The 24,561-nt window shown below is 41.2% G+C and carries 21 protein-coding genes; 9 read left to right on the plus strand and 12 right to left on the minus strand.

Annotated features, from left to right (window positions below; translation table 11 throughout):
- Positions 1-6: 6 nt before the first annotated feature.
- Entirely contained in the window at positions 7-933 is a 927-nt protein-coding gene (locus tag I6F47_RS12410; protein ID WP_197183949.1) for a biotin-dependent carboxyltransferase family protein, read from the minus strand.
- On the minus strand, positions 926-1,591 hold the full coding sequence (gene pxpB / locus I6F47_RS12415) for a 5-oxoprolinase subunit PxpB (protein ID WP_197183950.1): 666 nt from the start codon (positions 1,589-1,591) through the stop codon (positions 926-928). The genes I6F47_RS12410 and pxpB overlap by 8 nt, the downstream gene beginning before the upstream one ends.
- A gap of 256 nt (positions 1,592-1,847) precedes the next feature.
- Between pxpB and msrA the strand changes: the two genes are divergently transcribed.
- On the plus strand, positions 1,848-3,137 hold the full coding sequence (gene msrA, locus I6F47_RS12420) for a peptide-methionine (S)-S-oxide reductase MsrA (RefSeq protein ID WP_165721562.1): 1,290 nt from the start codon (positions 1,848-1,850) through the stop codon (positions 3,135-3,137).
- 134 nt (positions 3,138-3,271) lie between these two features.
- Positions 3,272-4,048 carry an amino acid ABC transporter substrate-binding protein gene (locus I6F47_RS12425; RefSeq protein WP_024590164.1) on the plus strand — a complete coding sequence of 259 codons (777 nt, stop codon included), beginning with the start codon at positions 3,272-3,274 and terminating at the stop codon, positions 4,046-4,048.
- A 1,039-nt stretch (positions 4,049-5,087) separates the two neighbouring features.
- Here the strand turns inward: I6F47_RS12425 and I6F47_RS12430 are convergent.
- The 9 genes from I6F47_RS12430 to I6F47_RS12470 form a co-directional block, all read right to left on the minus strand.
- Entirely contained in the window at positions 5,088-5,969 is an 882-nt protein-coding gene (locus tag I6F47_RS12430; RefSeq protein WP_024590165.1) for a LysR family transcriptional regulator, read from the minus strand.
- A gap of 334 nt (positions 5,970-6,303) precedes the next feature.
- Complete coding sequence (locus tag I6F47_RS12435; RefSeq protein WP_077537942.1) at positions 6,304-6,960, minus strand: CoA transferase subunit B; 657 nt, start codon at positions 6,958-6,960, stop codon at positions 6,304-6,306.
- Positions 6,961-6,974: 14 nt separating this feature from the next.
- On the minus strand, positions 6,975-7,673 hold the full coding sequence (locus tag I6F47_RS12440) for a CoA transferase subunit A (protein WP_007580250.1): 699 nt from the start codon (positions 7,671-7,673) through the stop codon (positions 6,975-6,977).
- A 262-nt stretch (positions 7,674-7,935) separates the two neighbouring features.
- Positions 7,936-8,832: a hydroxymethylglutaryl-CoA lyase gene (locus I6F47_RS12445; RefSeq protein WP_121954423.1), complete on the minus strand. Its 897-nt coding sequence runs from the start codon at positions 8,830-8,832 to the stop codon at positions 7,936-7,938.
- The gene (locus tag I6F47_RS12450; RefSeq protein ID WP_121954424.1) at positions 8,832-10,835 is read right to left on the minus strand and encodes an acetyl/propionyl/methylcrotonyl-CoA carboxylase subunit alpha; all 2,004 of its coding nucleotides are present in this window, start codon (positions 10,833-10,835) and stop codon (positions 8,832-8,834) included. The genes I6F47_RS12445 and I6F47_RS12450 overlap by 1 nt, the downstream gene beginning before the upstream one ends.
- A gap of 8 nt (positions 10,836-10,843) precedes the next feature.
- A complete protein-coding gene (locus I6F47_RS12455; protein ID WP_121954425.1) occupies positions 10,844-11,614 on the minus strand; it encodes an enoyl-CoA hydratase/isomerase family protein in 771 nt (256 codons plus the stop codon).
- 12 nt (positions 11,615-11,626) lie between these two features.
- The gene (locus I6F47_RS12460; RefSeq protein WP_197183951.1) at positions 11,627-13,234 is read right to left on the minus strand and encodes a carboxyl transferase domain-containing protein; all 1,608 of its coding nucleotides are present in this window, start codon (positions 13,232-13,234) and stop codon (positions 11,627-11,629) included.
- 10 nt (positions 13,235-13,244) lie between these two features.
- The gene (locus I6F47_RS12465) at positions 13,245-14,420 is read right to left on the minus strand and encodes an isovaleryl-CoA dehydrogenase (protein ID WP_197183952.1); all 1,176 of its coding nucleotides are present in this window, start codon (positions 14,418-14,420) and stop codon (positions 13,245-13,247) included.
- Positions 14,421-14,476: 56 nt separating this feature from the next.
- Entirely contained in the window at positions 14,477-14,911 is a 435-nt protein-coding gene (locus tag I6F47_RS12470; protein ID WP_008135264.1) for a MerR family transcriptional regulator, read from the minus strand.
- Between the two features lie 330 nt (positions 14,912-15,241).
- Here I6F47_RS12470 and I6F47_RS12475 point away from each other — a divergent pair, with 330 nt between their 5' ends.
- The 7 genes from I6F47_RS12475 (at position 15,242) to I6F47_RS12505 (ending at position 23,011) form a co-directional block, all read left to right on the plus strand.
- On the plus strand, positions 15,242-16,423 hold the full coding sequence (locus tag I6F47_RS12475) for a thiolase family protein (RefSeq protein WP_197183953.1): 1,182 nt from the start codon (positions 15,242-15,244) through the stop codon (positions 16,421-16,423).
- A gap of 129 nt (positions 16,424-16,552) precedes the next feature.
- Positions 16,553-18,043 carry a CoA-acylating methylmalonate-semialdehyde dehydrogenase gene (locus tag I6F47_RS12480; protein WP_165721568.1) on the plus strand — a complete coding sequence of 497 codons (1,491 nt, stop codon included), beginning with the start codon at positions 16,553-16,555 and terminating at the stop codon, positions 18,041-18,043.
- 158 nt (positions 18,044-18,201) lie between these two features.
- A complete protein-coding gene (locus I6F47_RS12485) occupies positions 18,202-19,359 on the plus strand; it encodes an acyl-CoA dehydrogenase family protein (RefSeq protein WP_010552837.1) in 1,158 nt (385 codons plus the stop codon).
- A gap of 10 nt (positions 19,360-19,369) precedes the next feature.
- Complete coding sequence (locus tag I6F47_RS12490) at positions 19,370-20,161, plus strand: enoyl-CoA hydratase (RefSeq protein ID WP_197183954.1); 792 nt, start codon at positions 19,370-19,372, stop codon at positions 20,159-20,161.
- Positions 20,161-21,312 (plus strand): enoyl-CoA hydratase/isomerase family protein, encoded by a 1,152-nt coding sequence (locus tag I6F47_RS12495; RefSeq protein WP_197183955.1) that lies wholly within the window; start codon positions 20,161-20,163, stop codon positions 21,310-21,312. The genes I6F47_RS12490 and I6F47_RS12495 overlap by 1 nt, the downstream gene beginning before the upstream one ends.
- A 10-nt stretch (positions 21,313-21,322) precedes the next feature.
- Positions 21,323-22,222 carry a 3-hydroxyisobutyrate dehydrogenase gene (gene mmsB, locus I6F47_RS12500; protein ID WP_165721572.1) on the plus strand — a complete coding sequence of 300 codons (900 nt, stop codon included), beginning with the start codon at positions 21,323-21,325 and terminating at the stop codon, positions 22,220-22,222.
- A gap of 9 nt (positions 22,223-22,231) precedes the next feature.
- A complete protein-coding gene (locus I6F47_RS12505) occupies positions 22,232-23,011 on the plus strand; it encodes an SDR family oxidoreductase (protein ID WP_165721573.1) in 780 nt (259 codons plus the stop codon).
- Between the two features lie 243 nt (positions 23,012-23,254).
- On the opposite strand, the gene I6F47_RS12510 is transcribed toward I6F47_RS12505, so the two are convergent.
- Positions 23,255-24,223 carry an integron integrase gene (locus I6F47_RS12510; RefSeq protein ID WP_197183956.1) on the minus strand — a complete coding sequence of 323 codons (969 nt, stop codon included), beginning with the start codon at positions 24,221-24,223 and terminating at the stop codon, positions 23,255-23,257.
- Positions 24,224-24,561 lie beyond the last annotated feature (338 nt).

Here is a 24,561-nt window from a genome sequence, read left to right on the forward strand (position 1 = left end):
AATATTTTATAGGTTATTTTTAAGTGCAAGGCTCAATTGATGTAGGTGCCCGTTAAGTTTCTGCTTCGCCTTTGCTGCTTCTTCAAACGTTACATATTTAAATTCAACAGTATCTAAAGGTCTAAATTGTGCAAATTGATGTAAGTCGGCTTCAATTACAGTCCCTAAAAGAGGGTAACCCCCGATTGTTTGACCATCGTTAAGTAGCACAATAGGCTCACCATTCGGTGGCAGTTGAATACTCCCAGGACTCACCCCTAGTGATGGCAAAGAGTGCGAATGTGCCAAATTATTTTTATGCTCAAGCCTTACGCCCATTCGGTTGCTGTTACTACTAACTTTAAATGGGGTAGATACAAAGTTGTTAAGTAAAGGCTCGCCTAACAAATTAGCATGAGGGCTTGGGTGCAGTCGTATAAGCTTGCGCTGGGCGGGAGCAATTGCGCCTACTTTTATAAACTCTCCATAATAAGGAGTAATAGGTATTTCATCACCAGTGGCGAGAGCTCTACCTTCAATACCACCAAAACATGCGTTTAAATCTGTAGATTTAGAGCCCATAACTTCAGTATTTTGTATACCGTCTTTCACTGCTAAATAAGCTCTTAAGCCGGCTCTACCAGTAGCAAAGCTCAGTAATTGTTTGTTTTTTACTGCGTATGTCCAACCAGGGTAAATTGCTTGTCCATCAAGGGTTGCTTGCAAATCTGCACCATGAAGCGCAATTACTGTGTCGCAGGTGAATTCCAGCTCGCACAAACCAACGGTTATTTCTAAAACGGCATCATTGTCGTTATTGTTAAGTAATCTATTAGCAATTATTTGTGCAAAGGGGTCTAAGCTACCCGCTTTGCTTACACCTAAATGGCGGTAGCCTTCACGGCCAAAATCTTGAATTGTAAGTAATACACCACTTTTGAGTACTTTAATCATGAGTTGCTCCTTTATTAACTAGCGGAACAAATTCAAGCGTATCGCCTGGTTGAATTAAACAAGGTTGCTCCGAGGTCGAATCAAACAAAGCAGTATCTGTATGGCCTATTATGTGCCAACCACCAGGGGTATCTGCGGGGTAAATTCCGGTTTGTTCAGCACCTATCGCAACAGAGCCTTTAGGAACTTTAATGCGTGGCTCATCACGCCTTGGCGTATGTAATTGCTCTTCTAAACCATGTAGGTAAGCAAAACCGGGCTGAAAGCCTAAAAATAAAACGTGGTATTTGGTTTTACTATGAATATTAATAACCTCATCAGCGCTTAAATTGTGATAACGAGCCACGTAATTAATATCCTCACCCTTGTATATGGTTTCGATTAAGTGATGCTGCCCCTTAAAAGTACTCGTTTTAATATCATTCCACAGCGAAGGTAGCACTTGTAACCACTTATTTAAGTGTTTACCTGATTTTAAATAGAGAGTGAGCGAGTTCATGGCCGGCACCAAATCGGTAAATTCATCAGTGCATTTACAGTGGCTGGTTAAAGCCCAAATTTTCTTTTGAATAGAGAGTCTATCTGTAGCGTCTAAATGCGATGCATCAAGTAGTAAACTACTGTTTGTTAATGCATAAATATGGGGAGCTGGCTTCATTAAATAAACCTATTTGTACAACATAATTTAAACGTAACACAGTTTTATTAATTTATTTACACCATTGCGACTAAGTGGTTATGTTTAGTGTTTATTTACCCAGCTTACTTTAAGAGTGTTTTTATATTCAATTAATCGTATTTAACTTATTGAGGACTAAAACTTAATACATTTCGTACTAAATAAGTAATTAGGTTGAAATGAAAATTAAGATAAGGAGGTCTTAATTAGCACGCACTTGTTTATGAGGTACTTTATGAAACACCAGCATTTATTATATTTATCAGGCGCTGCTATTATATTTAGCGCAGGCAGCTTTGCTTTATCTATGGAAAAGGTAGAACACAGTAATGTAGAAGCCACCATGCATGTAGAAACCATCGTACTGGGGTCTGGTTGTTTTTGGGGAGCCGAAAAACGCTACGAAGCGCTTAATGGCGTTATTGATGCTGAGTCGGGTTATGCTGACGGTAATGGGTTTAAAGCAACGTACAGAAATATCACCGATCAGTCTCGTCGTTTTGACGAGAATAATTATGCTGAGGTTGTACAGGTTATGTATAACAGCAATATAATTTCAGCAGAAGATCTCTTAAAAAATTATTTTGAAAGTCACGATCCTACGCAAAAAAATCGCCAAGGTAACGACATCGGTACGCAATATCGTTCAATCGTATTAACGACTACTGATGCACAAGCTAAAGTAGCTGAGCAAGTTAAATCGCAATATCAGCAGCTTTTAACTGATGCGAGCTACGGCGAAATCGAAACGGTTATTAAACCGCTTACAGGTTTTGTATCGGCAGAAGAATATCACCAAAATTATCTAGAAAAGAACCCTAATGGCTATTGCCCCGATCATTCTACAGGCGTAGTTTTTAATAAAACACCCGTAGAAAAAGCAGACAACAGTGCTCTACTCGCAGGTAAGCAAATAGTGGTACTTGATTCTCGTGATTACTGCCCGTACTGTGAAAAATTTAAAAAAGCAGTCGCAAATGATTACAAAGGCACAATACCTATGACATTTCGTCATGCTGACCAACTTAATGATTTAACTATTAAGTCAGCCACGTGGGCAACGCCGACTATTTTGTTTCTAGAAAATGGCGTTGAGGTATATGGCCGTCAAGGCTATGCAACACCTGAAGAGTTTTATAAAGCATTAGGCGCTTTTAAATTAGGTAACAGTGATGCTTATAAAGTTGCATTCGATGCACGAACAGATAGACCTTATTGTAAAGAGTACAAAGAGTTTAAAAATACACCTGATGGTACTTTTGTTGATAAATTAAGTGGAGAGCCACTATTTGATACAAGCGATAGGTTTAACTCCGGTACTGGTTGGTTGTCGTTTAAGCACCCAGTAAAAAGTAGTGTAACGCAGCATGACGATAGCAGCTGGGGAATAACACGTATTGAGCTACGTTCTAAAAGTACAGGTATTCATCTTGGTCATTTATTCCCAGGAGAAGGCCCTAGAGGCACAGACCGCTACTGTATAAACGCAACAGTACTCGATTTTGTACCAAGAGATAAAAGTTAAACCTTTTACTTTGTAAAGCCTGATTTTAATCAGGCTTTTTTTTGCATAAAATAAAATAGATTTATCATATTCTTTGCAAATTTGTTAAAATTAAAGCGTTGAGCTACACATCAATTATATTACTTAGGTTGTAAATGAATCAATTTATAAAAATAACAACGCAGTTAATGTATTTGCCTTTAGCTTTATTAATTTTTATTACCGATGCTAAGTCGGCAACGCACTATGTCGTCGGTGTAGAGAATATAGAGTATCTACCTTACTTTGATGGTAGTGGAACAAATGGTGCAGATTATTATGGCTTCAGTGAAGAGTTGCTGACTTTATTTGCACAGCAGCACGATTTTGAATTTGAGTTTTACACGCTGCCAATTAATCGTCTCTATAAAGAATTCATTGATCACCATCATGTTGATTTTAAATACCCAGATAACCCTCAATGGAAACCAAGTTATAAAGCTTCCTTTGGTGATTTAAATGAAATTATTTATTCGCAGCCAACCGTTGTGACTAAAACGGGTATTGCGAGTTTAAATAAAAATATCACCATTGATGAATGCGTTAGTTTTGCAACGGTGAGAGGGTTTACGTCTCAAAGCTTTAAACCTTTAATGAATAACGAAAACGTTGAGCTAATTGAAACCGCTAATGTAATGGAATTAATAGAGATGCTTTTAAAAGAGCGAGTTGAGTGTATTTACATATCTAACGATGTATTAAACTATAATATTGTTAAATATTTCAAATTAACCCGACCCGTTTATTTTCAAAACGAATTGCCGACAGATTTACAAGCCTTTTTATTATCGTCGATTGACTATCCTGAGGTAGTTAAGCAATTTGATACATTTTTGCTTTCACATAAAGTGCAAATAAGTAAATTAAAAAAAGAGTATCAAATAAAAAATTAACTAAAAAAGCCCCGTAAGTTATAACTTACGGGGCTTTTTAAAAGGTATTAACCTGTATATAACTATATTATGTATGCGCTTAATAATAAAAACAGTTCAAGCCAAGTCACCACCTAACTTGAACCGCTTTTTCACACTGACAACATCTTCACACACAATATAAAGATTCTGTTTACTACGCTTACGTAGCCTTGTAATGCATATCATGTGATTGAGCCAAGAATAAAAACAGTTCAAGCCAAGTCACCACCTAACTTGAACCGCTTTTTCACACTGACAACATCTTCACACACAATATAAAGATTCTGTTTGCTACGCTTTAGTAGCCTGGTAATGCATATCATGTGATTGAGCCAAGAATAAAAACAGTTCAAGCCAAGTCACCACCTAACTTGAACCGCTTTTCACACTGACAACATCTTCACACACAATATAAAGATTCGGTTTGCTACGCTTTAGTAGCTTTGTAATGCATATCATGTGGTTGAGCCAAGAATAAAAACAGTTCAAGCCAAGTCACCACCTAACTTGAACCGCTTTTTCACACTGACAACATCTTACACACACAATATAAGATTCTTTTAACTGCTAAGTTTGAGTTACTAAAACTCAAAAGGTTGCATTTATTGCTCTTAAAAAACAAATTAACTAAGTTGTTTTGAGCTGATGAAGTAACTTTAATATTTAACTTTATTTTCGACAAACGATAAAAATGAAACCAATGAGTGAAAAAAATTAAACTATAGACTTTAGTCTAATGCTCGACGTTAAGTTTATGTATTTAAATAAAAAATATTATTCAAATTTGCAGGGAGTTATACCAATCTTCTTATATATGGGGTCTATTTAACGTTAAGAAAATTACGCTAGAACTAGGCAAAAATTTTTGTATCTAGTTGTTCTAAATAAAAAATTTTTAACGACGTAATAGTGCAATTTAATTCGTTAAATTGATCAAAGATTTATGCAGGTTGGTATTAGACGAGTTCAGTAATAAAACACAGAGTGGGTTGTATTACTGAACTCGTCTAATAGGGAATTATTCTTGGATTTTTCTAAACGTATTTACAACCCACTTCGCAAATAAATCAAGCGGGTGATTAGGCGTGCTTGATTCGTGCTGCACTAAATAGTATTTATCTTTAGTTGTTAAAGGCTGTTCGAATAATTTATAAAGCCATTGCTCATCTAACCAGCTTTGGCTAATAGGCAGTGGGATAAGCGCAATGCCCATGCCTTGCTGCGCTGCACGCGCTACACCAAACATGCTATCTATTTGAATAATCTGCGAAGGAGAAAAGTCATCAATACCCGCTTTTTCGGCCCACTGGTGCCATGCCCAAGGGCGAGCTTTGTGGAGGATGAGGGGAACTTGGTTAAGCGCTTGACGATGATCGTCCCTCCATTGATCGAGCAATTTTTTATTACATGCAGGAATATATTCAAGGTTAAACAACTCAGTTGCTAATCCTTCAGTAGGTTTACCAGAGGACAATACAATAGATAAATCGCTATGACGCGTTAACTCTTTGCGTGTTTTAAGCGTGTCCATTTGCAGGTTTATATTAGGGTGCTCTGACGTCCACTCACTTAATTTAGGCATGAGTAGCTCGCTGGCAAAAAACTCAGGTAACGTAATCGTCAAATTTGTATTTTGCTGCATCTGGCTAAACTCGTTAATGGTGCCCTCTAACATTGTGATGATAGGAGACACTGCATCAAAAAAGTTTTTACCCGCTGTGGTTAAGCTGATTGAACGCGTTTTACGTTGAAAAAGTTCAATACCAAGTTGTTCTTCAAGTTGTTTTATTTGATGGCTCACCGCAGACGGCGTTAAGTACAGCTCATTAGCTGCATGCTTAAAACTTAGGCTTCTTGCGGCAAAGCAAAAAGAGCGAAGGCCACGAATAGGAGTTTGCATGTTTTCCAGAATTATTTAATTTATTAAGACGCCTTACTTAGGCAAAATTTGAACCAACTATTTAATATATAAATATCAGTAGGTTAAAAATAAATTTAACGCTAGTTCACAAAAAAGGTGCAGACTATCCACAAAATAGTGCAAAGAATCTAAGCGCTTACATTTAATTTATATTTGTATTATAGATAAAATTTACTACAGATGTATGAATGACGGTAAAAATAATGGCAAAAGATAAAAAAAATCCCTCGTGAGAGGGATTTTGGGTAACTCAGCGCCATTGGCACTGGGAATGAGGTCGGTACAGGGGAAAGCGTTATTTTTAAGCTAAAACCTAAAAAACCATTTCTGGTACTTCACCGTCAACAAGTAATTTACCTGCTGTTTTACTAATGATTTCATCAACAGTAACGCCCGGAGCGCGTTCTAATAAATGAAATGCGCCGTCTTTAACTTCTAATACGGCTAAATCTGTTACTATTTTTTTTACGCAATTAACGCCAGTAAGCGGTAAAGAGCAGGACTCTAATAGTTTAGAGTCACCATGCTTACTTGCATGGGTCATAGTAACAATAATATTTTTCGCGCCAGCGACTAAATCCATCGCGCCACCCATGCCTTTAATCAGCTTTTTAGGGATCATCCACGATGCGATGTTGCCGTTCTGGTCAACTTCAAATGCACCCAGAACAGTTAAGTCTACATGACCACCCCGTATCATGGCAAAACTATCTGCACTATTAAATATGGCTGCACCTTTAGCTGCTGTCACGGTTTCTTTACCCGCGTTAATCATATCGGCATCTAGCTCTGCTTTAGTAGGGTACGGACCCATGCCTAAAAGGCCATTTTCGGACTGTAACATAACTTCAATATCATCCGGTACATAGTTTGCGACGAGTGTCGGAATTCCTATGCCCAAATTTACGTAGTAACCGTCTTGAAGTTCTTGTGCAACGCGCATTGCAACTTGTTCACGTGATAATGCCATAATTATGCTCCTGCTTAATCTCGTGTTGTTACACGTTCAATGCGTTTTTCAAAGTTGCCTTTAATAACGCGATTTACAAAAATACCCGGTGTATGAATTTGGCTTGGTTCAAGCTCACCCGGCTCTACAATTTCTTCTACTTCGGCAACGGTAATTTTGCCAGCCGTTGCTGCCATTGGATTAAAGTTCATGGCGGTGTGTCTAAACACTAAATTACCGTAACGATCGGCTTTCCATGCTTTTACTATGGCAAATTCACCTGTTATAGACTCTTCTAAAATATACGGGCGACCATTAAATTCTTTTACGTCTTTGCCTTCAGCCACAGGAGTACCGTAACCGGTAGCGGTGTAAAACGCAGGTATACCCGCGCCACCAGCACGCATTTTTTCAGCAAGTGTACCTTGAGGTGTAAGCTCTACATCAATTTCGCCACTCAATAACTGCTGCTCGAATAGGGCGTTTTCGCCAACGTACGAGGCAATTACTTTTTTAATTTGTTTGTCTTGTAATAAAATACCTAAACCAAAGTCATCAACACCACAGTTATTAGATACTACAGTTAAGTTTTTTGTTTGCATGTGCTTAATTTGTTTAATTAAGCCCTCAGGAATACCACATAAACCAAAACCACCGGCAATAATGGTATCGCCGTCTTTTAATCCTTCCATTGCAGCTTCGTAGCTATATACTACCTTATCAAAACCGGCCATGGGTCTCTCCTCATTGTGTGCTATTTGTTGTTAACTATCTTTAATCATCATTTTATGAGATAGCTATTTAACCTGAACTCTGGTTAAGAGATTTACTAACATATTGAATTAGCGTGATATTTAAATTTATTTTCTCTAGCCAGAGATTTTCAGTGAAAATAAGGCGAATTTACGCGTCAATAGCTGGCCTATTGCAAGTAAATTCAACGCAGTTAGCGCTGAAAATAGCTGCTCGAGATAGATTTATTATCCAGAGCTCAGGTTATTTAGTGTGTAGTGCCACAGATACTTTGCTCACAGGTTGCTTACCAAGTGCTTTGGTTATCTCCCATCCAGCGTCACTTAACCTTTGTAAATCAATTCCGTGTTCAATGCCAAGCCCTTGCAGCAAGTAAACTACATCTTCGGTGGCAACATTTCCTGACGCACCCTTAGCATAAGGACAGCCACCAAGGCCTGCAACTGCCGCGTCAACCGTTGCTATACCTAGGCTCAAGGCTGCGTAAATATTTGTAAGCGCTTGACCGTAAGTATCATGAAAATGCACGGCCAGCTTGGTTTTATCAATGTGCGTTAAAAGTAACTCGATTAACTGCGTTACTTTTTTAGCGGTGCCAACACCAATGGTATCGCCAAGACTTACTTCGTAACATCCTAAATCTAACAGCTTTTGCGATACACTAAGTACTGCTTGTGGGTCAATCTCACCCTCATAGGGGCAACCTAGCACACAGCTTACATAACCACGTACGCGAATATTATTCGCTTTAGCAAACGCCATTACTTCGCTAAAACGTTCAATACTTTCATCTATTGAGCAATTTATGTTTTTTTGACAAAACGACTCACTCGCAGCGGTAAATATAGCAAACTCTTTAATGCCAACAGCATGCGCTGCTTGTGCACCTTTTAAGTTAGGTGTAAGGGCACTTAAATTTACGTCAGGTAAATCTAGCGCTGATATTACATCAGCTGAGTCTGCCATTTGTGGCACCCATTTAGGGGAGACAAACGCGCCAGCTTCAATATTTTTTAAACCTGCAGCGCTTAGGGCGTTAATAAGCGCTACTTTATCGGCTGTGCTTACTGTTTTTTCGTTTTGTAGGCCGTCTCGCGCGCCAACTTCAACAATACGTACTTTACTTGGAAAGGCACTCATTATGCACCTTCCTCAGTTGTATCTTCTACTATCGCAAGCAGAGCGCCATGCGTTACTAATTCGCCTTCACCAAAACAGTAGCTTTTTAAAATGCCGTCGTGTGGTGCGTTAAGCGTGTATTCCATTTTCATGGCTTCGATAATAACAACCGCATCGCCTTTGGTGATTGTGCTACCAATGTCGATTAAATGCTTTACTACCGTGCCATTAAGCGGCGCGGCAAGTGGCAGTGCTTCACTTTCGTGCGAACTAATGTAATGTTTATCAACTAGCTCAAACTTAGTTTGCAGTGCTTTATTCATCACTGTCACACTATTGCCAACAGTATTATTACCTACCGTAGTTACGTGCGCGCTATGTTTTTTGCCGTTAATAAATACACTACACAGATTATTATTTAATGTGCCTTGTAGATTAAAAACGTGCTCGTTATGCGTAATACTATAGCCCGCTGTGGTTTTTATAGCGCTTAGCTGTAAATCGGCAAAAGGGATTTTAATTGCTTGCGGAGCATTGAGTGTAAAACCGCTTAGTTGTTGCCAAGGGCTTGCACTGTTTGGCGCATTTTGGGTGTTAGTTAACGATTCTAAATATGCAAAAGCACCAATAAGTTGGCTTGCTTGTAATAACGATTTATCAACCGCAACTAACGAGTCGCCTTGCTCTGCAATAAAGTGTGTACTTGGCGCACCTTGTTTAAACGTAGGGTGGCTTACTAAGTTATGTAAAAAGCCAATGTTAGTGCTAAAACCCGCTAAATGAAATTGCTCAAGGGCGTGTTGTAAACGGCTCAAGGCTTGTTCGCGATTGTCGTCGTGCACAATAAGTTTTGCAATCATCGGATCGTAAAACGGGCTGATTTCGTCGCCTTGTGCAATGCCTGTATCAATGCGTACAAATTCGCTGTTAAGGGGGGTATGTAGTGCTTCAATAGTGCCCGAACACGGAATAAAGTCGTTGGCTGGATCTTCTGCGTATATACGCGCTTCAAAGCTATGGCCCTGCAATTGAATATCACTTTGTGTCAGTGGCAGTGTTTGCCCACCCGCAATATTAATTTGCCAATTGACTAAATCTACACCGGTTACCATTTCGGTCACTGGGTGTTCTACTTGAAGGCGCGTATTCATTTCCATAAAGAAAAATTCATCGCCACACAGTAAAAACTCAACCGTACCTGCGCCTCTATAATTTATAGCCAGTGCACAACGTACAGCCGCTTCGCCCATTTCTTTGCGTAGTTCGTCAGATAAACCCGGAGCAGGGGCTTCTTCAATTACTTTTTGATGACGACGTTGCAAAGAACAATCACGATCGCCTAAATAAACACAGTTACCGTAGTTATCTGCAAATACTTGCACTTCAACATGGCGAGGTTGGTTTACGTAGCGCTCAAGCAATACTAAATCGTTACCAAAACCGGCAATTGCTTCACGTTGCGCGCCCTCAAGTGCACTCACAAATTGTTTGGCGTTTTGTACAACGCGCATACCTTTACCACCGCCACCAAAGGCGGCTTTAATTAGTACAGGGTAGCCAATTTTTTCAGCTTCACTTTGTAAAAAAGCAGGATCTTGTTTATCACCGTAATAACCAGGTACTAACGGCACGTTAGCAGCTGCCATTATTTCTTTAGCGCGAGTTTTAGACCCCATTGCTTCAATGCTACTTGCTGGTGGCCCTACAAAAGCAATGTTGTTAGCTTCGCAGGCTTTAGCAAATTCGCTGTTCTCAGATAAAAAACCATAGCCCGGGTGAATACAATCAGCGCCGCAATCTTTGGCAACTTGCAAAATTTTGTCTGCTACTAAATACGAATCTTTACTTGGCGCAGCGCCAATATGGTAAGCCTCGTCAGCCATTTTTACGTGCCCGGCATGTTTGTCTGCATCAGAATAAACCGCGACCGTGGTTAAGCCCATTTGTTTTGCACTGCGCATTACACGGCACGCAATTTCTCCACGATTGGCAATCAGTATTTTTTGTAATCGTTGTGTGTTCATAATTAATCCTACAGTTGCCATTGTGGTGGGCGTTTATCAAAAAAGGCACTTAGCCCTTCTTGACCTTCTTCAGATACGCGAATTTTTGCAATACGCTCAGCAGTAAGCTCAATGAGTTCATCGGTAATTTCTTTATTTGCTACATCGTTAATTAATGCTTTTGCGGCTTTTACTGCAATAGGTCCGTTATCAATCAGTGTTTGCAGCATATTATCGAGCGCACAGTCTAAATTACCGGTTACTTGATGAATTAAACCAAGTTGCTTAGCAGTATGTGCATCAAACACTTCAGCCGTTAAAAAGTACCTGCGAGCAGCGCGCTCACCGATAGCTTTAATGACGTATGGACTAATAACCGCCGGAATAAGACCCAGCTTTACTTCGCTTAAACAAAATTGTGCATCGTCTTTACTTAGGGCTATGTCGCAACAGGCTATTAAGCCCAGAGCACCACCAAAAGCAGCACCTTGCACAGCGCAAATTGTAGGGTGTGGCGAGCTTGCTAATACCTGCATTAATTTAGCTAATTGCATTGAATCAGCTAGGTTATCGGCGTAGTTATTATCCGCCATTGATTTCATCCAAGCTAAATCGGCACCGGCTGAAAAGTGTTTACCTTCTGTTTTTAAAACCAAAGCGCGAATATCAAGCGTATTTGCATGTTCAATACACTGGATCAGCTCATGTATTACTTCACTGTTAAATGCGTTTCTTTTTTCTGGGCGACTTAACACAAGTACAGCCACATTAGATTTTGTTATTTGTAGTGTTACTGACATTTTGCGCTCCGGTTACATTCTAAATACGCCAAATTTCGAATCACGTTTTGGTGCGTTATTCGCAGCTGTTAACGCAAGACCTAATACATTACGCGTATCGGCAGGGTCTATAATGCCGTCATCCCACAAGCGTGCACTTGCGTAATACGGATGACCTTGCTCTTCGTATTGTTCAATAATTGGCTTTTTAAAATCACTGATTTCTTGCTCGCTCATGCTTTGACCTTTGCGTGCTAAACCATCTTGTTTAACTTGCGCCATTACACCGGCTGCTTGCTCGCCGCCCATTACCGAAATACGGGCATTAGGCCACATCCACATCATGGTTGGTTCAAATGCGCGGCCACACATACCGTAGTTACCTGCGCCGTAAGAGCCGCCAATAAGTACTGTGAATTTAGGCACATCAGCACACGAAACAGCCATCACCATTTTAGCGCCGTGCTTAGCAATACCTTCGGCTTCGTATTTTTTACCCACCATAAAGCCGGTAATATTTTGTAAAAACACTAAAGGAATATTGCGCTGAGCACACAGTTGAATAAAGTGCGCGCCTTTTTGCGCCGACTCACTAAATAAAATACCGTTATTAGCCACTATGCCAACGGGGTTGCCGTAAATACGGGCAAAACCGGTGACCAGCGTTTCACCAAAGTAGCGTTTAAATTCATCAAATGATGAGTCATCTACAGTGCGCGCTATTACTTCGCGTACATCAAATGGCTTTTTAAGGTCGGTGCCCACAATGCCGTAAAGCTCGTTAATGTCGTAACGTGGTGGCTTTACATCCTCTAGAAGAGGGGCTGTAGGGCGTGTGTAATTAATGCGCTCAATACATTGGCGCGCAATAGACAGCGCATGAGCATCGTTTTCAGCGTAGTGATCGGCAACACCCGACACTTTACAGTGCACATCGGCGCCGCCTAGTTCTTCAGCGGTTACTTCTTCGCCCGTTGCTGCTTTTACAAGGGGCGGACCTGCTAAAAATATAGTGCCTTGCTCTTTTACAATAATGCTTTCATCGGCCATTGCAGGTACGTACGCACCACCAGCGGTACATAAACCCATTACTACAGCAATTTGTGGAATGCCTTTGCCCGACATACGGGCTTGATTGTAAAAAATACGACCAAAATGCAGCTTATCCGGAAATACATCATCTTGCTCTGGCAGATTTGCACCGCCCGAATCGACCAAATAAATACACGGTAAGTGGCAGCGCTCTGCGATGTCTTGTGCGCGTAAATGCTTTTTAACGGTAAGCGGAAAATACGTACCGCCTTTAACCGTGGCATCGTTTGCAATAATCATGCATTCAATGCCTTTTACACGGCCAATACCGGCTACAACGCCTGCACAAGGTATTGCTTGTTCGTACACACCAAAGGCAGCAAATTGCGAAATTTCTAAAAACGGTGAGCCTTCGTCAATTAAGGTACTTATACGATCGCGTACAAATAATTTACCACGGCCTTCGTGGCGCTCTTTTAATGCAGCGCCTCCGCCTTGGCTAATTGTTGCTACCTTACTGCGTAAATCATCCACCAGCGCTGACATATTTTTATGGTTTTGTACAAACGTTGGATCGTGAGGATTAACGCTCGATTTTAAAATAGTCATGGTTTAATCCTTAACGGCTTTCAGTGAAAAGTTCGCGGCCAATAAGCATGCGGCGTATTTCTGATGTACCCGCGCCAATTTCGTATAATTTAGCGTCACGAAGAAGGCGACCCGTTGCGTATTCGTTTATGTAGCCATTGCCACCTAAAATTTGAATCGCATCTAGTGCCATTTTAGTTGCAAGCTCTGCTGCGTATAAAATGGCACCGGCTGCATCTTTACGGGTTGTTTCACCACGGTCACACGCTTTAGCTACCGTATATACGTATGAGCGCGCAGCATTCATTTGTGTATACATGTCGGCTACTTTTCCTTGAATTAACTGAAATTGGCCAATAGGGGTATCAAACTGTTTACGCTCATGAATGTACGGTACCACTATGTCCATACACGCTTGCATTATGCCAAGCGGGCCCGCTGCAAGTACTACGCGTTCGTAATCAAGGCCACTCATAAGTACTTTAACGCCTTCGTTTAAGTTACCTAAAATGTTTTCCTCGGGTACTTCGCAGTTTTCAAATACCAGCTCACAGGTGTTTGAGCCGCGCATGCCCAGTTTGTCGAGCTTTTGCGCTGTTGAAAAACCAGGGAAGTCACTTTCAACAATAAATGCTGTTATACCTTTAGTGCCGGCGTTTAAATCTGTTTTAGCGTAAATTACTAACGTGTGCGCGTCCGGGCCATTGGTGATCCACATTTTATTGCCGTTTAAAATGTACTTATCGCCTTTTTTTTCGGCTTTGAGTTTCATCGATACAACGTCAGAGCCCGCATTAGGTTCGCTCATTGCAAGGGCACCAATGTGCTCACCACTAATAAGCTTTGGTAAGTATTTTTCTTTTTGAGCTTGTGTGCCGTTACGGTTAATTTGATTAACACACAGGTTAGAATGTGCGCCATAGCTTAAACCTATAGAGGCACTGGCACGGCTAATTTCTTCCATAGCAATAACATGTTCTAAGTAACCTAAACCGGCGCCGCCAAGTTCTTCAGATACAGTCATACCCAGTACGCCCATTTCGCCCATTTGAGTCCAAAGTTGATTTGGAAAAGCGTTATCTAAGTCCGTTTTTTCAGCAAGCGGGGCAATCTCCTGACTCGCAAAGCTGTTTACGTGGTCGCGGATCATATCGGCGGTTTCGCCAAGGCCAAAGTTCATTTCTTTATATAGTGAAATAGTGCTCATGATTCATTCCTGTGTGACGTGTGTGTTGTCAGTGTGTTTTTATTTTAAAAATAAACTTACTCGTCTATTTTATTAAGCGTGTCTCTGCAGCGGCGCTCGGCCGTCACCAACTCCATAAGAACAACTTTAATGTCGTCCATTTGTTGAGATAGGTCTGCTTTTTTTTCTGATATAAGGTCAAGCATAGTAACCAACTGCTTAGCGCTTGATTTATCTGCGTCGTACAGTTCAAACAAACGGCCGGTTTCGGCCAATGTAAAGCCAAGGCGCTTACCACGTAATATTAGTTTTAAACGCACTTTGTCGCGTTTTGAATAAATACGGGTTTGACCATTACGTTCTGGAGTTATTAACCCTTGATCTTCGTAAAAGCGAATAGAGCGGGTTGTAATGTCAAATTCTTTAGCGAGTTCGCTAATGCTAAATGTTTGTTCATTACTAGCCGGCATTTTGGCTGAGCTTGCAAAGTTTGTTTGATTATCTGGTTTCATAATTGTATTTACCTCATTCGAATAACTCCAATATAAGTGAAGTTTACGTAAAGGTAAAGCTTGGTGTGTTTTGAAACTATTTATAAAGGAGTGTTGGCGCGAAGAGTTGACTTATTTTATTAATTTTCAGTAGGTTAATTTTATTTCCTCAGTGTGGCCTAACAGCTGGAAAATAATGCTTACACTTATAAAACTAAAAATTAAGCTGTTTTTAGTTGACGTTGGCGTAAACGTTAGTATTGTGTGTAGGTATTAAATAATAAATGAATACTAAATTAATAGAGCAAATATACTAACAATTATTTGCATTAAATTACAACGGAGTTAGTTATGACTTTAGAATCAGTGGTAATTGTAGCAGCAAAACGCACCCCAATGGGTGGATTTATGGGAGCGTTAAGTGATGCGCAGTCTACCGAACTTGGCGCAACTGCCATTGCCAGTGCACTTGCACAAACTGGTTTAGCTAATGATGCAATAGATGAAGTAATTATGGGCTGTGTATTACCAGCAGGGCTTGGGCAAGCGCCCGCACGCCAAGCAATGTTAAAAGCAGGTCTGGCACTTAGCACCGGTGCTACAACAATTAACAAAGTATGTGGCTCTGGTTTAAAAGCCGCCATGCTGGCAAACGATTTAATTAAAGCGGGCTCTATTCAATCTGCTATTGCCGGTGGCATGGAAAGCATGACAAACGCACCGTACTTTATTCCAAAAGCGCGTGGCGGAATGCGCATGGGGCATGGCGAAATAAAAGATCACATGATGAGCGATGGCCTTGAAGATGCTTACGATAACAAAGCAATGGGTTGTTTTGCACAAGACACCGCCGACGAGTACGGCATTGGTCGTGAGCAAATGGATGCGTTTGCATTAGGCTCATTAAGTAAAGCTAAAGCCGCGATACAAAATGGTAGCTTTGATAACGAAGTTGCACCGCACACGATGCAAACACGCAAAGGCGATGTAACAGTTTCGATTGACGAGCAACCAGGTAACGCCCGCCCAGAAAAAATTCCAAGCCTACGTGCAGCCTTTAAAAAAGACGGCACTATTACAGCGGCTAATTCATCGTCAATTTCAGACGGTGGCGCAGCGCTTATATTAATGAGCGAATCAAAAGCAAAAGAGCAGGGCTTAACACCGCTTTGTAAAATTGTGGCGCACAGTACTCACTCTCAAAAACCAAGTGAATTTACTGTAGCACCAGTAGGCGCTATGAACAGCGTGCTTGAAAAAGCAGGCTGGGCTGTAAACGACGTTGACCTTTGGGAAATTAACGAAGCATTTGCCATGGTAACCATGCTGGCTATTAATGAGTTAAAACTTGATGAAAGCAAAGTAAACGTTAACGGCGGTGCATGTGCATTGGGTCATCCAATTGGTGCAAGCGGCGCGCGTATTTTAGTAACGCTTATTCATGCCCTTAAAAACCGAGGCCTCAAAAAAGGCATTGCATCTTTATGTATTGGCGGCGGTGAAGCGGTTGCTATGGCCGTAGAAGCTTACTAATTAAGGTTACATGAATAGCTAGGCGAATGCTTTAACGAATAACTATAAAGGCGCTGCACTCATAATACTAACAAAGCGGCGCTACCAATTTTAAAAGAGAACACACAACTCACACACTAGGATTTAATCATGCACCAAGTACCACTACTTATTAATGGCGAATTTATTCAATCAGCGTCAAAAGAGCTTATCGATGTTATAAACCCAGCAACTCAAGAAGTACTTGCACAAGTGCCATGTACCACAGAATCAGAAATGGACGCGGCAATTGCCTCAGCCTCAGAGACGTTTAAAACATGGAAAGACGTACCCATTACTGAACGTGCTCGCATTATGATGAAGTACGCAGCGCTATTAAAAGAACATCACGATGAGCTTGCTACCATTATTTGCCACGAATTGGGTAAAACGTTTGAAGATGCAAAAGGCGATGTTTGGCGTGGTATTGAAGTAGTAGAACAAGCCGCTAACGCACCATCATTAATGATGGGTGAAACAATGGAAAACGTAGCGCGCAAAATCGATACGTATTCTTACATGCAGCCACTTGGCGTGTGTGCCGGCGTTACCCCGTTTAACTTCCCTGCAATGATCCCACTTTGGATGTTCCCGCTGGCTATTGTGTGTGGTAACACCTTTATTTTAAAACCGTCTGAACAAGATCCACTTACACCAATGCGCTTAGCAGAGCTATTTATTGAAGCCGGCGCACCAAAAGGCGTATTACAAGTTGTTCACGGTACAAAACCACAAGTAGACCGCTTACTAGAAGATAAAGCAGTGCGCGCTATTTCGTTTGTTGGCTCGTGTGGTGTAGGTGCTTATATTTATTCTAAAGGCACACAAAATCTTAAACGCGTGCAAGCGTGTGTTGGCGCTAAAAACCACATGGTTATTATGCCAGATGCAAGTAAATCGCATGTCGTAAACAACCTAGTAGGCGCATCGGTAGGTGCTGCTGGTCAGCGTTGTATGGGTATTTCGGTTGCTGTATTTGTAGGTCAAGCAAGTCAGTGGGTAGATGAAATTAAAGCAGGCTTTGAAAATGTACGCCCAGGCGTGTGGGATGATGCAAACGCGGCATACGGACCACAAACATCAAAAGCAGCAAAATCGCGTATTTTATCGCTTATTGCTGGTGGTAAAGAGCAAGGCGCTACCTGTTTAATTGATGGTTCTAACTTTACGGTTGAAGGCTTTGAGCAAGGTAACTGGGTTGGCCCAACGTTATTTACTGACGTAACCAAAGAGATGGATTTATACAAAGAAGAAATATTTGGCCCAGTACTAGCGTGTATGTTTGTAGACACGCTTGATGAAGCAATCGCACTTATTAACGACAGCCCTTACGGTAACGGTACCTCGTTATTTACCTCAAGCGGCGCAGTAGCTCGTAAATTCCAACACGAAATTGAAGTAGGGCAAGTAGGTATTAATGTACCAATTCCGGTGCCACTTCCGTTCTTTTCGTTCACTGGTTGGAAAGGCTCGTTTTACGGCGATACGCACACGTACGGTAAGCAAGGTATTCGTTTTTACACAGAAACTAAAACGATTACCTCACGTTGGTTTGAAGATGATATTGCTTCGGGTCCAAACATGAGCATTAACTTAAAATAATTTTTATTAAAACGAATAACTAAATAACTAATAATAAAGATGGGCGCGAAGGCTACTTCACACACAACACACATAAGTCTTCGCCGCTCATCACTAACTATTCCTGTAATGGGAAAACGACACACAACAACAAACACACAACTAAAGAGGTCTCTACCATGGACTTTAATTTATCAGAAGATCAACAAGCCTTTGCGCAAACAGCACGACAATTTGCCGAGTCAGAACTCGCACCTTATGCAGCAAAGTGGGACCGCGAACATATTTTTCCTAAAGACACGATTAAAGCAGCAGGCGAGCTTGGTTTTTGCGGTTTATACACGCCAGAGGAAGCCGGCGGCCTTGGCTTATCTCGTTTAGATTCGAGCATTATTTTTGAACAGCTTGCTATGGGCTGTACAGCAACCACGGCCATGTTGACCATTCATAATATGGCCACGTGGATGGTAGCAAGTTTTGGTACCGATGCAGTTAAAGACAAATACGTAGAGCAATTAGTAATGGGCGAGCTACTTGCCTCTTACTGTTTAACAGAGCCAGGCTCTGGCTCAGATGCCGCATCACTTAAAACAAAAGCTGTGCTTGAGGGCGATGAGTACGTTATTAACGGCTCAAAAATGTTTATATCGGGCGCTGGCGAAACCGAAGTATTAGTGGTAATGGCACGTACAGGCGGCGAAGGCGCAGCGGGTATTTCGGCATTTGTAGTGCCTGCCGACGCAAAAGGCGTTGAATACGGCAAAGCTGAGGAAAAAATGGGTTGGAACGCACAACCTACACGCCTAATTAGCTTTGAAGATGTGCGCATTCCGGCGCATAACTTATTAGGCGCAGAGGGCGAAGGCTTTAAATTTGCGATGCAAGGCCTTGATGGCGGTCGAATTAACATTGCCACATGTTCAATTGGTACAGCGCAAGCGGCGCTTAATACCGCCCGTGAATATTTAAAAGAACGCACGCAATTTGGTAAACCATTGGCTGCGTTTCAAGCGTTGCAATTTAAAATTGCCGATATGAACACCGAACTTGTAGCCGCACGCCAAATGGTTAGGCTTGCTGCATTTAAACTTGATAATAACGACGTTGAAAAAACCACTTACTGCGCCATGGCTAAGCGTTTTGCTACCGATGTTGGCTTTACCGTGTGTAACGACGCACTGCAAATTCATGGTGGTTACGGTTACATAAAAGAATACCCGCTTGAGCGCCATGTACGCGATGTACGCGTTCATCAAATTTTAGAAGGCACTAACGAAATTATGCGTGTAATTATTGCGCGTCGAATTTTAGCTGAGTCAGCAAGTGACGTTTTATAAGGAGCAATGTATGTCAGAATCTAAATCTAATCCGTGTATTGAACTAACAACCGAAGGTCATGTTGCTATTTTAACTATGTCTAACCCGCCAGCAAACACCTGGACAAAAGACACCTTAGTTGATTTAAAAAATACCGTTAACGCGCTTAATAATAATAAAAATATTTATGCATTAGTACTGACTGGTGAAGGCGAGAAGTTTTTTAGCGCGGGTGCCGACCTAAACGTATTTGCTGGTGGCGATAAAGGCGTAGCCGCTGATATGTCGCGTGTATTTGGTGAAGCATTTGAAGCGCTTAGTAATTTTAGAGGCGTGTCGGTTGCAGCCATAAACGGCTATGCAATGGGCGGCGGGCTAGAAGTCGCTCTTGCGTGCGATATACGTATTGCGGAAGAGCAAGCACAAATGGCGCTCCCTGAAGCTAAAGTTGGGTTATTACCGTGTGCGGGTGGCACACAAAATTTAGCATGGCTAGTTGGCGAAGGCTGGGCAAAACGCATGATTTTATGCGGCGAGCGCTTAAAAGCTGATAAAGCCCTGCAAATTGGATTAGTGGAAGAAGTAGTACCACAAGGTGAAAGCTTTGCGGCGGCATTAAAACTTGCCAACCAAGTGGCCGATCAAAGCCCTACCTCGGTAGCTGCGTGTAAAACATTGATTCAAAAAGGGCGCCATCAACCAATGGCAAGTGTATTGCCTCTTGAGCGCGAGTTATTTGTTGGTTTATTTGATACCGAAGATCAACAAGAAGGTGTAAATGCCTTTTTAGAAAAACGCCGCGCTAACTGGGTAAACGGCTAATGAGTGCTTTAACAGTATTAAATAGCGCTGATGAGCCCGTAGTATTTGAAACTGCAACCGCAGAAAATGGCAGTTTAATAGGGCTTATTACACTTAACGCACCAAAAGCATTAAATGCGCTTAATTTTGAGATGATCAAATTACTTGAACCGCAATTGCGAGCTTGGCAAGACGATGATGCTATTGCAATGGTGTTGTTAAAAGGCGCAGGCGATAAAGCATTTTGTGCCGGTGGCGATGTTGTGAGCCTTCATCGTGCGATGGCGCAAGGTAAATCAACAAGCCTAGTTGAAGAGTTTTTTACTCTAGAGTACACGCTTGATTACCTTATTCATACCTTTGATAAACCAATCCTTGTTTGGGGTAACGGCATAGTGATGGGCGGCGGTTTAGGGCTAATGGCCGGTGCTAGCCACCGCGTTGTAACCGAAACATCTCGCATTGCCATGCCAGAGCAAACCATAGGTTTATACCCAGATGTAGGCGGGAGTTACTTTTTACATAAAATGCCACAAAACGTCGGGTTATTTTTAGGGCTAACGTCGGCCTCTATTAATTGCGACGACGCACGTTTTGTATCACTTGCCGATCACTTCATCGATAGTAATAAATTTGATTCCATGCTTGGACAAATTTTAACTGCTAAGTGGGGCAAAACTGCAAGCTTAAATCATGAGCGTTTAACCGATTTACTCACCGATTTAGATAACCAGTCGGCGCGTATGCCTAAAGGCAACGTAAAAGCTAACCTAAAAACGATTCAAAAGCTGGGTGAGTTTAAAACCTTACAGGAGCAGGTTAATTATATTTTAGGGCTAACCACTGACGATAAATGGCTACAACGCGCCCAAAAGTCACTTAAACACGGATGCCCACTAAGTTGCGCACTTGTAAGTGAGCAATTAAAAACAAGTAAAGGCAAAAGCTTATTAACGTGTTTTAAAATGGAGCTGGGTATGTCGGTTCGCGCTGGCGAAGTAGGCGAGTTTCAAGAAGGCGTAAGAGCGCTATTAATAGATAAAGACGGCGCGCCAAATTGGCAATACAAAACACTTAGTGATGTCCCACAAACAATAATAGAGAGCTTTTTTGTTAACCGCTTTGGCGAAAACCATCCACTCGATGGCTTAGACACGCCAATACACAAATAAAGGAAAGACGATGACTAAACTCAATATCGGTTTTATTGGCTTAGGCAATATGGGCGGCCCAATGGCGGCTAACTTAATTAAAGCTGGACATACTGTGAGTGTGTTCGATTTAAACCAGTCGGTCGTAAATGAACTTGCAAGCAAAGGCGCAAAAGCAGCAGTTGATGCAAAGCAGTGCGCAACCAATGCTGACGTACTTATTAGTATGTTACCAGCGGGCAAACATGTTAAGTCGCTTTACTTAGGTAATAATGACGACAGCGGTTTAATTAACGTGCTGAGCAACAATACATTAGTAATTGATTGCTCAACAATAGATGCAGAATCAGCACTTATTGTAGGCAGTACACTTGGCGAGCAGGGCATTAGCTTTGTAGATGCACCGGTATCGGGCGGCGTTGCAGGTGCAACAGCAGGCACACTTACTTTTATTGTTGGCGGCGAAAAAGCCGCGTTTGATAAAGCAAATACAGTGCTTAGTGATATGGGTAAAAACATATTTCATGCAGGCGATATTGGCGCAGGGCAAGTAGCAAAAATATGTAATAACATGCTACTCAGTATTTTAATGGCAGGCACCAGCGAAGCACTGCAAATGGGTATAAATAACGGCCTCGATCCTAAAGTACTTAGCGACATTATGACCGCAAGTTCGGGCCGTAACTGGACGCTTGAACTTTACAACCCTTGCCCAGGTGTAATGGATACAGCCCCTGCAAGTAACGATTACAAACCAGGCTTTATGGTTGATTTAATGGCTAAAGATTTAGGCCTTGCCATGGAAGCCGCGCAGCAAAGTAATTCATCAACCCCTATGGGGTCAATGGCTAAAAATTTATACACTATGCTACAACACCAAGGTGCGGGTAGTGATGACTTTAGTGCCATTTTTAAACTGTTTTCAAAGTAGGAGCAACGCGTGGAAATTAAAAATAACACGGTAGTAATAACCGGTGGCGCACAAGGCTTAGGCTTTGCAATGGCGCAAAAGTTCGCTCTTATGGGCGCTAACATTGCTTTAATAGATATGGCACAAGACTTATTAAACACCGTATGCGAGCAACTCATGCAATTAACACAGCTTGAAGGTGTAACTAGCAATATTAAAGGCTATGCCGCAAACGTAACAAATGAGAGCGAAGTAGAGAACGTATTTAATACTATTAACAGCGATTTTGGCCACATTGGTGTGCTTATAAACAACGCTGGTATTTTACGCGATGGCATGTTTATTAAGGCTAAAGACGGCAAAGTCGTTAAAAAAATGTCTCTTGAGCAATTTCAATCAGTGATTGATGTAAACCTGACCGGTGTGTTTTTAGCAGGGCGCGAAGCTGCAAGCCACATGATTGAATCAGGCAAAGGCGGCGTAATAGTTAATATGTCGAGCGTAGCGCGCGCAGGTAACATAGGCCAAACAAATTACGCTGCATCAAAAGCTGGCGTAGTGGCACTTACCACCACATGGGCTAAAGAACTTGGCCGCTTTGGTATACGTGTAGGCGCTATTGCACCAGGTGTTATAAGCACCGCCATGACCGACGCCATGAAGCCCGAAGCCAAACAGCGTATGCTCGCAGTAACGCCAGTAGGGCGCTTAGGCGAAAGCGACGAAATTGCCCATACTGCACAATACATAATCGAAAACGACTTTTTTACCGGTCGCGTGGTTGAAATAGACGGGGGTATTCGTTTGTAAACCGAGCTAGATTAAGGTTGATTTAAAAGCATAGCTCTTTGGGTTGTGCTTTTTTGTTTTAAATCGGGGAGATTTATAAACTTGAAAAAGGGCTGATGACGGCGTTGGCATTTTGTTGTAAAACATGGGTAGGATACCCTCTGGATTAAAACGTAGAACATTTTAGCGTTCTAATTAACTTCGTTAAAAACTTCTCATATAGACAAACAATATAACTAAATTTTTGCCTTGTTACTGAGATATTTATAATCTTGAAAAAGGGCTAATAACACCGTTGGCACCTTGTTGTAGTACATGGGTATATATTTGTGTAGTACGCACATCACTATGACCTAGCTGTGTTTGTACTGTGCGGATATCAGCGCCGCTTTGCAGCAAATGCGTAGCGAAAGAGTGGCGTAAAGTATGTGGTGTAACGTGTTTATTAATTCCAGCTTTTGTTGAAGACAGTTTAACTGCCTTTCTTACCCCTGAATGATCTAAGTGATGGCGTCTTATTTCTCCTGTTTCAGGGTCTGTACTTAATTTATGTGATGGGAACAGAAACTGCCATTGTAATGACTTATTAGCGCTTGGGTATTTTTTACTAAGTCGATAAGGCATCCATACACCGGCGTACGCATCATTTTTTAAATCTAACTGTAAATATTCATCAACTTGAATTATTTGATTTCTTAGCATTGGTATTAATTCTTCAGCAAGTGTCACAATACGATTTTTATTACCCTTTCCGTTCCAAATACGTATGTTTTTATAGTCGAAGTCAATATCATGAACTCTTATTTTTACTGCTTCCATCAGCCGTAAACCACTTCCATATAGCAGGCTTGCTATCAAATAATGTCGTTTATTTATATTTCTAAAAAATAGCGATACCTCAGTTTGTGTAAGTACGACAGGAAGTTTCTGCTGACGGTTACTTTTAATGAAATTTAAATCTAATGAAAGCTCATTCTTAATAATATGTTTATATAAAAAAGCAAGTGCGTTTAAAGCGGTTGCTTGTGTTCTCACTGCCACTTTTTTAGTAACTGTTAAGTGATTTAAAAATATTTCTACTTCATTGTTGCCCATACTGGTAGGGTGCCGCTTATTATGAAAATGGATATAGGCAGTAATCCAAAATACATAAGTTTCAATAGATTTTTTAGCATAGTGATGGCTATACATATAGTTGATAATACTATTAAGAAAAGGGGATTTAGTTTTCATTTTAAATCTCAATTAGCTGTATTTATATACAGTATTGGCGTTTTTCTTCCTAAGTCAAGAAATGAGGACGTTTTCCTCTTTTCTGCATTTTAATAAAAGAACAGCCTGACTTAAAGTTTAAAGCTGGCAATGTGTTACAGGATTTGTTATTAATATGAAAAACAATTAAGGGGACATACATTGCTCATAAAAAGAGGAAAGTGTCCTCTGATAAAGCTGTTGAACTAAGCCGCTACGCGGAGATCCTATTCTGACCATTTGAGCCACACTTACCTTGGGGTTATCCCATATTTGGAGGTAAGTAATGAATACACTCATTGAACAAGTCAAAACTGAAA

It is taken from the genome of Pseudoalteromonas sp. NZS37, assembly GCF_015864265.1.
GTDB classification, from domain to species: domain Bacteria; phylum Pseudomonadota; class Gammaproteobacteria; order Enterobacterales; family Alteromonadaceae; genus Pseudoalteromonas; species Pseudoalteromonas arctica.